Here is a 12,359-nt window from a genome sequence, read left to right on the forward strand (position 1 = left end):
GGGTCCTTCCTGTTTTCGCGTTCCGGCATGAGCCCCGTCCCTTCCCGTCGCTGCTCTCGTTGCCAGCGGCCTCAGCCCCGCTGCCTGTGTCCCCTGATTCCATCGCTGGAGCAGGCGTGCCCCATATTGATCCTGCAACATGCGTCCGAGGCGCGCCATGCCTTGAATACGGCCCGCCTGGCCCATCTGGGCCTGCAGGATACGGAATTGTGGGTGGGGGAATGTTTCGATGCGCTGCCCGCGCGTCTGGCGCAGGCTCGCCAGGCCGTGCTGCTGTTTCCAGGCGAGGGGGCCGTGCCGGCAGGCCAGCCCGTCGGCGCGCATCCCGACGGCGGGCCGCCCGAACGCGGGCCGCCCGATCGCGGGCCGCCCGACCTTATCGTGGTGCCGGACGGCACTTGGCGCAAGGCGCGCCGCATCCTGACGGCCAACCCGCTCCTGCTGGAGCTGCCGCGCTGGGTCTTGCCGGCCGGAGCGCCGTCGCGTTATCGCCTGCGCAAAGCGCCGGATCCGCAGGCCGTGTCCACGCTGGAAGCCATCGTCCGGGTCCTGCAGATACTGGAGCCGCAGCGGGACTTCACGCCTTTGCTGCGGCCCTTCGAGCAATTGATCGCCGAGCAGATCCAGGCCATGGGCCCGGATACGTACCGGCGCAACTATCCTACTTCCACATGAAGTTGATCTCGCGCGGCTGACCGTCCACGATCTCGGCGCTGCGTTCCTGGGTCACGCCCTGGTAGGTGGCGAATACCTTGTAGGCGCCGGGAGCCAGGCGGATCAGGCAATAGGGGCCGTCGATCAGGCTGTTCAATACAGTCTGATCATTGCTGTTGCGAATGACGAGCTGCACGTCGGACACATAGCCGGCGCGCTCGCCCAGGTTGGCGGAAAAATTCACCGACAGCGGGAAAGTCTTGCGAGCCAGGCGGAACAGTTCGGCCTCGTCGCTGCCTATGCCGCCGCTGATGTATTCCGTGGAGCCGTAGTGCTGGCTGGGGGGAAGCTCTTGCGCATGGGCCGAAGGAGCGGCCAGCACAGCCAGGGCCAGGCCCAGGCCGGCCAGGGAAAGACGAGTGCTCATGATGTTTCCTTGCTGAAAGAAGGGTTGTCGTGTCGGGTGGGGGCGGCCTCCAGGGGCGCCGGCCATTGGAAGTGCCAGTCGTGCTGGCGGGAGACGGCGGCCTGCTGCGTGAAGCTGCGTTCACGCAGCAGGCCGCGGCCCTGCTTGTCCACCACGATGACGGTGGAACAGCGCGTGCCGTAGTCGGGACTGACGATGAACGGGCTGCTCAACAGGCGCTCGCGTTCCAGGCTCAGGCCCGTGCGGGGCAGATCGGCGTCCGGCGCGGCTCGATCATATCGCAGACCCATGAACAATTGCTCCAGCGCTGCATCCGAACCGTCGAAGCCTTCGGCGTCCAATGTTTCTTTCAAGTACAGGCTCTTGGGCCAGGGACTGTCCAGCCATTCATTGCTCAGCACCCGGATGCCCGGGTCCAGGGCCAGCGGATGCCCTTGCGGATGCCGGTTGCTGTAATAGCCCGCCAGCATGGGGCCGGCGCCGTTCGGCCATTGCAGCGCGAGCAGGTTGAAGCCTGCATACAGATCTTTTTGCTCATGCAGTTGCTGCAGGAAAGCCTGTGGCGAGCGTTCATCACGCAGAAATTGCGGAGGCAGCTCGCCGCGCGAGCGTCGCCCGGGCTCGGGGGCGACCAGGGGCTCGCGGTAATTGGTCAGCAGGGCCAGCCGACCGCGCTCCGGATCCAGGCCCAGCCAGGTTCCGCCGGCCAGCAGGTCCTTGCCGGCCAGAATCCCGGGTTCTTCCGCCCACGGGCGCGCCGCCTGTGCGGGACGGGCATGGAATTCGTCGCGGTTGGACGCAATGATCAGGGGCCAATCCGCATTGACCCCCATGGCGATGTAAGCGATGCACATAGGGGAATTGTAGGATGGGCGGATGGGGTTGGATAGCTGGGCAGCGATTTTGACGCCAGGGAGACTTGGCGACTTTCATGCGGACGAAGTAAGCTGGCCTGCATGCGCTTGAAATTTGTTTCGATGTTTGAATTTCCCCATGCCTGAGCGACCAAGGGATTCTGAAATGGCAGAAAAAATAGCGTCAAGCTTCGAGGCAGAACTGCTGCGCCCGGCCAGTCCGGGCGAGGACGACGCATGGGCTTTTCTCGTCTTGCCCAAAGCCGTGAGCGATACGCTGCCCCGACGCGGCAGAACGTCGGTGGACGGCGTTCTTGATGGACATCCTTTCCAAGCCACGCTGGAGCCGGACGGCCGGCTCAGCCACTGGCTCAAAGTCAGCAAGAAGCTTCAGGATGCCGCCGGGGTAAAACCAGGGGATACGGTTACCGTGCAGATATTCCCGGCCGACCCGGAGCCCGAGCCCGTGGCGCCCGACGATTTGCGGGCAGCGCTGGCCCTGAACCCGGCCGCCAGGGCAAGCTGGGAAGACACGACAACCCTCGCCCGCCTGGACTGGATCCACTGGATCGAGTCCGCCAGGCAAAGCAAAACCCGCCAACGCCGCATCGAGAACGCCTGCGACATGCTCGCCTCGGGCGAGAAGCGGGTCTGCTGCTTTGATTCGTCGGGGTATTACAGCAAGAGCTTTAGCGCTCCGAAAGCGGCCGGCTAGCAGGTTTTTGTTGAAGCTCAATGGAAGTCGTGTGTTCAGATCTGGCCGAACACGAACAGCGGCTGATCATCGATACATCGCGCTCAACTTCTTATGAAGCTGCAGTTATGATATTGGAGCAATGGTCAACGCTGACGGCGTAGATCAGTCTTGGATCCCATGTGGGAGGAGTTCGTCCTGGCTCGGACGAACTGACGTCCAGTTCTTGGGTGATCGTGCGGGAGGCCGATCGTATGCCGTCAAAGGATTGAAGAGGTATCGACATGGCTGCCCCCCATATTGATTGCCTTATGCAACCATAACGTTGTGGCACGAAATTCATTTCGTCAAGGCGAAGCGCAGCTGAGGGATCCTGATTTCATGCTCCACGTCGTCATTCCGGGGTGTGACCCTCATCGCCTTCAAGCGCAAAAAAATACCCCGCCAAAGCGGGGTATCTCTTGTTCAAAGGCAAACCGCCATTACGTCACAGCATGGCCAGCCCATTCGATTTTTCGACCAGATTGCGGATGCGCACGGCGTCGCCGATACGGGAGTAGCGGCCGGAGGAGTTCAGCAGGACGATGGCCACTTCGCGGTCTTCGATCTTGGTGAGCATGACCAGGCATTCGCCGGCTTCGTTGATGAAGCCGGTCTTGGAGACCTGGATGTCCCAGTTGGCGTTCTTGACCAGGCGGTTGGTGTTGTTGAACACCAGCTGGCGGCCGCGGCCGACCTGCACGGAATATTGGTCGTTGGTGGTGTACTGGTGGATGCGCGGCTGCTTGCTGGCGGCGGCCAGCAGCTTGACCAGATCACGCGGGCTGGAGACGTTGTCGCTGGACAGGCCGGTGGGCTCGACGAAATGCGTGTTGCGCATGCCCAGGGCGCGCGCCTTGTCGTTCATGGCGCGCACGAAGGCGGCCAGGCCGCCGGGGTAGTTGCGGCCCAGGGCGTGGGCGGCGCGGTTCTCCGAGGACATCAGGGCCAGATGCATCATGTCGGCGCGGCTCAGGGTGGAACCCACGCTCAGGCGTGAACTGGAATATTTGACGCGGTCCACGTCATCGTCGATGATCTGCAGCATTTCGTCCATGGGCAGGCCGGACTCGGCCACGACCAGGGCGGTCATCAGCTTGGTGATCGAGGCGATGGGCCGCACGGCGTCGCTGTTCTTCTGGTACAGCACGGTGGCCGACTCCAGGTCCTGGACGAAGGCGATCTCCGAGCGCAGGGCGGCGTTCTGGATCAAGGCGTCGTGCTTGAGGCTGTTCAGGGCGCGCTGGCTGTCGTTTTCGGTATAGGTGACCGGCTGCAGGTTCTTCTTGAAGACCAGGTGCGGGGCCTTGTAGCTGACGGCCGAGGCGGGCTCTGCCGTGACGGCCTGGGGCGCCAGGGCGACGGTCTGGGCCAGGGCGGCGGTGGAAAAGGGCACTGAAAACAAGACGCTGAGCGCCAGGCATATAAAATTCTTTTTTCTGTGTTGTTGCATCTTCGGTTTCCGTGGGCGAGAAACAGAACTTCAATCAGATCCGTGCGCTAATGCTACCAGAAAAATGTCCAGCTATATTAGTCGCTTACGCGCAAAAGTTGAAAAAAAACTTAAGTCGGGCCCCCGCTTTCGTTAAGGCGCTTATTTTATCTGTATAAAGATACAGTGAAACGAAAACGAAACAGACATGGAAAAGAAATTCACTGTTTTTTTAAACAGATTTTTAATTCAAAGCGCATTTATCGCCATGTCGGCAGTGATGCCGGCGCAGGCAGCGTCCCTGTCGTGGGGAACCCAGCAACTGGGACCAGCGATCACCACCGGGCTGCCGCGCGCCACCCAGTCGTTTCCGGCCCCGCCGGAGCTGGCGCGTTCAAGCGCTGCGGTCACGATACGCAAGGTGCATGTCAGCTATCGCCATGGCGGCCGCGCCGTGTTGAAAAGCCGCCTGTGCCTGGACGGCGGCGGCCCCTGCGTGGACATGAACGGCGCCGTATTGAACACCAGCGTCTTCGCGGGCCAGGACGCGCGGCGCGGCTTCGTCCTGCAGCACGAGGTCTGGAGCTGGGCCGGCAGCACGACGCCGGTGCGCGTGCAGGCGGACATCCAGGTCTGGTACGAGCGCGCGGATTGATCCAGATCAATCTTCACGTCTAAAGAAAGTCCTCGCAGGGCCGATATGTAGGGTTGAGGGCCGTTGGGCCCGCAACCAGGACTTGTGCATGAATCCCTCTACCCTGATCGGCATCGTGGCCAGCGTGCTGCTGTTCGCCGTCATCCTTTTCTTTACCGCTGAAAATCCCGCCCTGTTCGTGGACCTGCCCAGCCTGGCCGTGGTGCTGGTGGGCACGCTGGCGGCCACCTTCATCAGCTATCCCCTGAGCGAAGTGGTGCGCATCTTCGGGCTGATCGGCACCGTGCTGCGCAACGAACGCCTGTATACCCAGCAGGACATGGACGAGCTGATCAACATCTCGCGTCTGTGGATGATGGGCGACATACGCGCGGTGGAGACCGCGCTGGAGAAAGTGGCCAATCCGTTTCTGAAGACCGGCGTGCAGCTGGTCATAGACCGGGCGCCTGAAGAAGACATCCAGGATCTGCTGCAATGGCGCATCAGCCGGCTGCGTGCGCGAGAACATGCGGAGGCCCAGCTGTTCCGCCTGATGGCCAGCTTTGCGCCCGCCTTCGGCATGGTGGGCACGCTGATCGGCCTGGTGAACCTGATGTTCCTGCTGGGCGATGGCGACATCACGTCCATCGGCCAGCAGATGGCGCTGGCGCTGATGACGACCTTCTACGGCGTGCTGCTGTCCAACCTGGTCTTCAAGCCCGTGGCCGTCAAGCTGGAACGCCGCACCGAACAGCGCGTGGTGCTGATGAACATGATCATGCAGGGCGTGTCCATGATGAGCCAGCGGCGCGGTCCGGCCCTGATGCGTGAAACCCTGAATTCCTTCATGGCTCAGTATCAGGATGAAATCAACGACCGGGGCGGCCGAGACGACGATCCCGATCCGGCTCCCGAGCGGAGCTGATCGCCATGGCACGCAAGGAGCAGGACATCACCCTGGGCGAACTGGCGGAGCGCCAGAAGGCCGTCCAGAAGGAGCTGGAAGAAGCGCGTCGCGGCATGGCCGAGCAGCAGCTGGCCAGCAATCTCGCCGCGCGGCGGGGGCGCCGCTGGGACGAGCCGGCGCTGGCCGCGCCCGAGGAAGAAGAGTCCTGGCTGACCACCTATCTGGACATGATGACGCTGCTGCTGGTGCTGATGATCGTCATGCTGTCCTTCGCCGGCAAGCGCGCCCAGTCGGAAGCGGGCGCGGGGCAGGGCGGGGTGGCGGCAGTGGCCCAGGCCGGGGCCGCCGGCGCCGGCGTGATGCCGGCCGGAGCGGGGCTGCTGCCCGAAAGCGGCAAGGCGCCGGGGCAGGGCGCGGGCGATCATGGCCTGCAGCTGGACGGACTGGGCGACGATATCGACATCGTGGTCAACGACAAGTCCATCAGTTTCCGCATCAACAGCGAAATCCTGTTCTCCTCGGGTGGCGCGGACCTGGGGCTGGAAGGCCTGGGCGTGCTGCGCAAGCTGGTGACGGTGCTGAACTCCACATCGCACCAGATCGTCATCGAAGGCCATACGGATTCGGTGCCCATTCGCAGCTACCGCTACCCCTCGAACTGGGAACTGTCCGGCGCGCGCGCCGGCAGCGTGGTGCGCTATCTGGAATCCAATGGCGTGGCCAGTCAACGCCTGAGCGCCGTGGGCTATGCCGATACGCGGCCTCTGGGTGACAACGCGAGCTCCGAAGGGCGGGCCAGCAACCGGCGCGTGGAGCTGATTCTGTTGACGGCCCCTGAGGGGCAGATCCAGCCCTGATCCTGTACTTGCGCGCCGGCCCCGTCCTTGATGGCGAGATCGGCGCGCCTGTGCGTGATCAAATTCAGTTCTGGTCCAGCACCCGCGTGGAGCCGGCCAGCTTGCCGAAGTCGAACTGAGGCAGGCGCCGGCGCAGGGGCATGATGATGGCGGTGACCAGCGCGGGCACCACGGCCGCCAGCACGAAGGATTCCAGCAGATAGTCCAGCGGACCGTCGGGGCGCGGGAAGATGGCCAGTCCCGCAGCCAGGCCCGCCACGGTGCTGAGGGTGGCCGTGATGCCGTCGTAGCGGCGGCTGTACAGTCCGAAGAACACCGGGAAGGCCGCGGCCGAGCACAGCAGATCGGCCAGCAGGAACAGGTACAGCACGCTGTAGCCCTGGGAGGAGGCCACCAGCACCGGGATGGCGCTCAGCCACACCAGCCAGCGCGCCAGGCGCATCATCTGGGCGGTGCTGCGCTGGGGCATCAGCCGGCCCAGGTCCACGGCCACCAGGCTGGAGACGGCGCTGATGACGGTGTCGGCGCTGCTCATGACCAGCGACAGGCCCAGCGGGATCAGCAGCACCAGGAACCAGACGGGCGCCTGGGGCAGAATCACGTTGAACAGCGCCACGGAGCTGTCGCCCTGGCCGCCCAGGCCCACGAAGGCCAGGCCGAACAAGCCCATCAGGAAGATGAAGGGCGCCACGAACAGGCCGCCCAGCAGAAAGCCGTTGCGCATGGCCTTGTCGCTCCGGGCGGCATAGATGCGCTGCCAGTTGCCCTGGTGGAACAGGCCGGTCAGCAGGATGGCCACGAAAAAGGTCAGGCCCGCCTTGACGCCGACCGGGTCGCTCAGCTCCACCAGGCGCGGCGCCTGCAGCTCCACGGTGCGCAGCAATTGCGCCGGGCCGCCCACGGCCTGCCAGCCGAGCAGCACGATCAGGAACAGCATGGGCACGATCACCAGCATCTGCACCTTGTCCGTGAAGATGGAGGCGCGCAGGCCGCCGTAGGAGGTGTAGATCAGCGTGGCCACCAGCACCACGCTGGCCGTGACCCACAAGGGAATGGGCGCGATCAGGGTGATCATCTTGGACATGGCGGTGATTTCCGCCGTCATGGCGATGAAGATGTAGAACAGCATGATCAGCAAGGTGAGCGCATACATGGGCCGGCCGTAGCGGGCGATGACGAACTCGGTCAGGCTGTGGCCGCGCGGCAGCAGCTCGCGCATGCGCTTGCCCAGCGGGATCATGACCAGGCGCGGGGACATGGAGCCCAGCGCATAGCCGATCACGGCGGACAGGCCGCCCCAGGTGGCCGCCTGGGCGGGGGAAAACAGGATCCACGCGCCCAGGGACGAGGCCAGCAGGGTCAGGATGGTGGCCAGCGCGCTCTGGCTGTTGCGCGCCACCACGAAGTCTTCCAGGGAACCGTTCTGGCGCCGGGCGTACAGCACCCCGGCCACCGCGAACAGGGTTGAAAAGGCAAGCAGCCACAGCAGCGTGGCGTTCTGGTTCAGCATGATATCTCCCCAAAGCCTGCCAGGGCAGGCGCGAACCCGCCTGCAGCGGCCCGGTTGGGCGCAGGGCGGACAAGAATGGAGGGATAGAAATGGGCGTGTGAGGCGGCGCGCGCAGCGTGACGGGCTGCAGGCAGGCCGATGGGCCGCGTTTCCTTCCCTTCGCCGGCATGATCCGGATCAGGTTCGAAGGGTTACCGCATGAGAGCGGAATCTCAGCCCGTCAAGAACGTGTTCATGGTCTTTTCATGGCCTTGCCGTCGCGCGCCAGGACTGCGGTTGGTCGCCGTCTTGCGGGCCGTGGAATGAACACGTTCCAAGGACTCCCCCAGGAACTGCGCAAAGCTTAGAAGCGTGCGGCCTGAAAGTCAATAAAGACTGAAGGCGCGTTCTGTGCTATGGTCTGCCCTGCGGCACGGGGTGTCCTTTTCAAAAGGGCTGAGATAAAACCCGTCGAACCTGATCCAGCTCATACTGGCGAAGGGATGTCGAACCCTCATTTCCCCTGTCCGAACAGGGCTGACATCCTCGCCGAATCTTTGGAAGGAATGTCATGTCTCTGGACACTATTTCGGAACTCTCACGGCAAGTCGTCCTCGTCACGGGCGGGGCGCGCGGCCTGGGCGCCAGCCTGGTGCGCGCCTTTGCGCGCCAGGGCGCGCGGGTGGTCATCAATTACCTGACAAGCGCAGCGGGCGCGCAGGCCCTGGCGGCCGAGTTTCCCGGCCAGTGCCTGGCGGTGCAGGCGGACGTGACCGACGCGCAAGCGGTTCAGGCCATGTTCGCCGCGGCGCGCCAGCATTTCGGCGCGCCCGTCACCACGGTGGTGAACAATGCCTTGCCGGCCTTCAAGTTCAACGGCGATGCGCGCCCGCATGCGGACACGCTGCGCTGGGCCGACCTGCATCAGCAGCTGGAAGGCGTGGTGGGCGGAGCCTTGAACACGACGCAGGCCGCCCTGGCGGGCATGCAGGAAGCCGGCTTTGGCCGCATCATCAATATCGGCACCAACCTGTTCCAGAATCCCGTCGTGCCGTATCACGACTACACGGCCGCCAAGGCGGCGCTGCTGTCCCTGACGCGCACCCTGTCGCAGGATCTGGGCCCGCAGCAGATCACCGTCAACATGATCTCCGGCGGCCTGCTGCGCACCACGGACGCCTCGGCGGCCACGCCGGAAGCGGTGTTCGACCTGATCGCCGCCAGCACGCCGCTGCGCCGGGTGACCACGCCCGAGGAATTCGCGGATGCGGCGCTGTTCTTTGCGGGTCCTTGGGCGCGCGCCGTCACGGGACAGAACCTGGTCGTGGATGGCGGACTGGTGAAAAACGGATGAGACAGCTGCATTTCAACCTGTTCATACACGGCTGCGGCCATCACCGCGCCGCCTGGCGCCATCCTGATTCCCAGGTGGAACGTCTGGGCGACGCCCGCTTCTACGAAGAACTGACCCAGCTGGCCGAAAAGGGCAAGCTGGACGCCATCTTCTTTGCCGACGGACAGTCCACGGACAATGTGGCCGACGGGCCGCGCTGGTTCCTGGAGCCTTTGACCCTGATGTCCGCGCTGGCGCGGGCCACCGAGCGCATCGGCCTGATCAGCACGGTCTCCAGCACCTTCTACACGCCTTTCGTGGCGGCGCGCATGCTGTGTTCGCTGGACCATGTTTCGCAAGGACGCATGGGCTGGAACGTGGTCACTTCCATGTTCGATGCGGAGGCGCGCAACCACGGCTATGCCGCCATGCCCGACCATGCCTGGCGTTACGCCCGGGCCGAGGAGTTCGTGGACACGGCCCTGAAGCTGTTCGATTCCTGGACCGACGATGCCTTGGCGATGAATCGCCAGGGCGATTACGCGCGGGTGGACAAGGTGCGCCAGATACATCATCAAGGCGAGCATTTCCTGGTGGACGGGCCCTTGACCCTGCCGCGCTCTCCCCAGGGGCAGCCGGTGCTGTTCCAGGCCGGCGCTTCCGAGCAGGGACGCGACCTGGCGGCCCGCAAGGCCGAGGCCATCTATGCCGTGGCCTACGATCTGCCGTCCGCCCAGGCCTATTACCGCGACATGAAGCGGCGCGTGCAGGCGACGGGGCGGGGCGTGCCCCTGCCCATCATGCCGGGCCTGGTCACCTATGTGGGCTCCACCATGGAGGAGGCGCGCCGCAAGCAGCGCGAACTGGACGAATTGCTGCCTGCGGAAACCTCGCTGCGTCAGCTTGGAACGTTCGTGGGCCAGGATTGCATGGGCTGGGATCTGGACGCGCCCGTGCCGCCCCTGCCGCCTCTGGAAAGCTTCAAGGGGCCCAAAGGACGCTACGCCACGGTGCTGCGCATCATCCAGACCGAGCAGCCCACCGTGCGCGAATTGCTGGGCCGTCTGGCCGCGGGCGGCGGCCATTGCACCATGGTGGGAACTCCGGAATCCATCGCGGACCAGATCGAGCTGTGGTGGCGCAACGAAGGCGCGGACGGCTTCAACCTGATGCCGCCGTCGCTGCCTGGCGGCATCCGCGATTTCGTGGAGCAGGTCATTCCCGTGCTGCAAAAGCGAGGCCTGTTCCGCCAGGATTACGAGCACCGCACCCTGCGCGGCCATCTGGGACTGGAACGGCCGGCCAGCCTCTGACCTGGACGGGCTTTTTTGCTATTCTTGATGCTTTAATCGCTCGCCGGCGCTGCCGGCGGGCATACAGGAACAGAGCATCATGAAAACCGCAGTCGTCACGGGAGCCTCGTCGGGATTTGGAGCCGCCATTGCACGTCAGATGGTGGCCGAAGGCCATACCGTCATCGGCCTGGCGCGCCGCAAGGACAAGCTGCAGGAGCTGGCAAGCGAGCTGGGCGAGCGCTTCGTGCCCGTCAGCGTGGACCTGACCGACCGCAGCGCCGTGGAAGCGGCGCTGGCCGACATACGCGCACGCTTCCCGTCCATCGATGTGCTGGTCAACAATGCGGGCCTGGCCCTGGGCGTGGCGCCGGCCCAGCAGTCCAGTCTGGAGCATTGGGACACCATGGTCAGCACCAATATCAGCTCCTTGCTGCATATCACCCACGCCTTGCTGCCCGGCATGGTGGAGCAGAACAGGGGACACGTCATCAACCTGGGTTCCACCGCCGGCGCCTATGCGTATGCGGGCGGCAATGTCTATGGAGCGACCAAGGCCTTCGTACACCATTTCAGCAAGAACCTGAGGGCGGACCTGGCGGGTACGGCGGTGCGCGTCTCCACCGTGGCGCCCGGCCTGTGTTCGGGCACGGACTTTTCCAAGGTGCGCCTGGGCAGCGAGGAGAAGGCCGCCGCGGTCTACCAGAACGTGCAGGCGCTGACTCCCGAAGACGTGGCAGGCACGATTTGCTGGATCATGAACGCGCCGGCGCACATGAACGTCAACTACATCGAGATCATGCCGGTGGCGCAGAGCTTTGCGGGCCTGAGCGTGCATCGCAGCGCTTGACGGTGTTTGCATCGCTGTCAATGCCGCTGTGAAGTCCGGCTTGTAAGAAACAGGGCATGGGCGTCGTATGCGCCCATGCGTATTCTTAGGGAAAGCAGGCTGCTGCAGGCCCTCCCAAGCGGATTCCTCATGCCAGATCCCAACTCAGTACGCGGGCCAGACACTATGCGAATATAAAAATGCAATTAACGGAAAAAATTTCCCTGTTTCATAAAGAAAGTCTCCAACAAAAGAAGGGCCCTTAATGTCTGAAGGTTGACGGCACACGCCTTGACGCCGCAATTCCCGCGGCCGGATACTGACAGCAGCAGGATCGTACTTGACATCGAGGAGATCAACCATGTCTCACGTACCGCTCTACGTCTACGTCCTGTTTCTTGTGCTCCTCTGGATGGGAGTGGCGCGCTGTTATCCCCGGACTATTCGGATCGAACGTCTGCTCATCATGCCCGCATTGATGCTGGTTCTCGGCGCTCGAGGCTACTTTGGGCTGTTTTCTTCAGTTGGCCTGTTCGATCTTCTGGCGGGCATAGTCGGAAGCGTGATAGGGCTGGGGGTCGGAACTTACCATGTGCGCACTTGGACCATCGCCGCTGATCGAGCAAAGCACACCATTTCTCTTCCCGGCGACGCAATGATGCTCGTCGTGATTCTTGCGACCTTTTTTTTCGAGTTCGCGCTTCACTATGCCATCGAATCCGGCGCAGTCTCGGCAAGAAACCCGATGCTGTCCATCGCCGCCGCAGCTCTATGGACCTTGTTCATCGGCATGTCGGTGGGCCGCAATCTCAATCTGGCAATCCGCTACACGCGGCTGGAGCGGACTCGCCCCAAGAAGGGCCTGCAACAGCATTGAAAAAGCCTTGCAAGCGGATGTTCCGCTTGCAAGGCTGGGCG

Annotated in this window: 13 protein-coding genes and 2 riboswitches; of the genes, 9 read left to right on the forward strand and 4 right to left on the reverse strand. The window is 63.7% G+C overall.

Translation table 11 applies throughout. From position 1 onward, the window contains the following. The first annotated feature begins 27 nt into the window (after positions 1-27). Complete coding sequence (locus ACF3ND_RS08930; protein ID WP_394065721.1) at positions 28-675, forward strand: tRNA-uridine aminocarboxypropyltransferase; 648 nt, start codon at positions 28-30, stop codon at positions 673-675. Here ACF3ND_RS08930 and ACF3ND_RS08935 read toward each other — a convergent pair. Both ACF3ND_RS08935 and ACF3ND_RS08940 read right to left on the reverse strand, forming a co-directional pair. Further along, complete coding sequence (locus ACF3ND_RS08935) at positions 662-1,081, reverse strand: carboxypeptidase-like regulatory domain-containing protein (protein WP_394065722.1); 420 nt, start codon at positions 1,079-1,081, stop codon at positions 662-664. The genes ACF3ND_RS08930 and ACF3ND_RS08935 overlap by 14 nt on opposite strands. Next, on the reverse strand, positions 1,078-1,935 hold the full coding sequence (locus tag ACF3ND_RS08940) for an NRDE family protein (protein ID WP_394065723.1): 858 nt from the start codon (positions 1,933-1,935) through the stop codon (positions 1,078-1,080). The genes ACF3ND_RS08935 and ACF3ND_RS08940 overlap by 4 nt, the downstream gene beginning before the upstream one ends. Positions 1,936-2,101: 166 nt before the next feature. Here ACF3ND_RS08940 and ACF3ND_RS08945 point away from each other — a divergent pair, with 166 nt between their 5' ends. Further along, positions 2,102-2,650, forward strand: coding sequence for a YdeI/OmpD-associated family protein (locus ACF3ND_RS08945; protein ID WP_394065724.1), 549 nt, complete (start codon positions 2,102-2,104; stop codon positions 2,648-2,650). Positions 2,651-3,116: 466 nt separating this feature from the next. On the opposite strand, the gene pbpG is transcribed toward ACF3ND_RS08945, so the two are convergent. Continuing rightward, the gene (pbpG, locus tag ACF3ND_RS08950; protein ID WP_394065725.1) at positions 3,117-4,073 is read right to left on the reverse strand and encodes a D-alanyl-D-alanine endopeptidase; all 957 of its coding nucleotides are present in this window, start codon (positions 4,071-4,073) and stop codon (positions 3,117-3,119) included. 295 nt (positions 4,074-4,368) lie between these two features. On the opposite strand from pbpG, the gene ACF3ND_RS08955 reads away from it, so the two are divergent. The 3 genes from ACF3ND_RS08955 (at position 4,369) to ACF3ND_RS08965 (ending at position 6,498) form a co-directional block, all read left to right on the forward strand. Beyond that, entirely contained in the window at positions 4,369-4,755 is a 387-nt protein-coding gene (locus ACF3ND_RS08955; protein WP_394065726.1) for a hypothetical protein, read from the forward strand. Between the two features lie 88 nt (positions 4,756-4,843). Next, the gene (locus tag ACF3ND_RS08960) at positions 4,844-5,659 is read left to right on the forward strand and encodes a motility protein A (protein ID WP_394065727.1); all 816 of its coding nucleotides are present in this window, start codon (positions 4,844-4,846) and stop codon (positions 5,657-5,659) included. Between the two features lie 5 nt (positions 5,660-5,664). Next, positions 5,665-6,498, forward strand: coding sequence for a flagellar motor protein MotB (locus ACF3ND_RS08965; RefSeq protein ID WP_394065728.1), 834 nt, complete (start codon positions 5,665-5,667; stop codon positions 6,496-6,498). 64 nt (positions 6,499-6,562) lie between these two features. On the opposite strand, the gene ACF3ND_RS08970 is transcribed toward ACF3ND_RS08965, so the two are convergent. Continuing rightward, complete coding sequence (locus ACF3ND_RS08970) at positions 6,563-8,008, reverse strand: sodium:solute symporter family protein (protein WP_394065729.1); 1,446 nt, start codon at positions 8,006-8,008, stop codon at positions 6,563-6,565. A gap of 137 nt (positions 8,009-8,145) precedes the next feature. After that, positions 8,146-8,345: riboswitch (TPP riboswitch) on the reverse strand. Positions 8,346-8,411: 66 nt separating this feature from the next. Further along, positions 8,412-8,508: riboswitch (TPP riboswitch) on the forward strand. Positions 8,509-8,558: 50 nt separating this feature from the next. On the opposite strand from ACF3ND_RS08970, the gene ACF3ND_RS08975 reads away from it, so the two are divergent. The 4 genes from ACF3ND_RS08975 to ACF3ND_RS08990 all read left to right on the forward strand — a co-directional run bounded on the left by ACF3ND_RS08975 (position 8,559) and on the right by ACF3ND_RS08990 (position 12,318). After that, positions 8,559-9,341, forward strand: coding sequence for a 3-oxoacyl-ACP reductase (locus ACF3ND_RS08975; RefSeq protein ID WP_394065730.1), 783 nt, complete (start codon positions 8,559-8,561; stop codon positions 9,339-9,341). After that, a complete protein-coding gene (locus ACF3ND_RS08980) occupies positions 9,338-10,633 on the forward strand; it encodes an LLM class flavin-dependent oxidoreductase (RefSeq protein WP_394065731.1) in 1,296 nt (431 codons plus the stop codon). Before ACF3ND_RS08975 ends, ACF3ND_RS08980 begins: the two co-directional genes overlap by 4 nt. A 79-nt stretch (positions 10,634-10,712) precedes the next feature. After that, complete coding sequence (locus ACF3ND_RS08985; protein ID WP_394065732.1) at positions 10,713-11,462, forward strand: SDR family NAD(P)-dependent oxidoreductase; 750 nt, start codon at positions 10,713-10,715, stop codon at positions 11,460-11,462. Positions 11,463-11,802: 340 nt separating this feature from the next. After that, positions 11,803-12,318: a DUF6622 family protein gene (locus ACF3ND_RS08990; RefSeq protein WP_394065733.1), complete on the forward strand. Its 516-nt coding sequence runs from the start codon at positions 11,803-11,805 to the stop codon at positions 12,316-12,318. Positions 12,319-12,359: the final 41 nt, after the last annotated feature.

Origin of the sequence: Alcaligenes sp. WGS1538 (assembly GCF_043187505.1) — a bacterium.
GTDB lineage: Bacteria > Pseudomonadota > Gammaproteobacteria > Burkholderiales > Burkholderiaceae_B > Alcaligenes.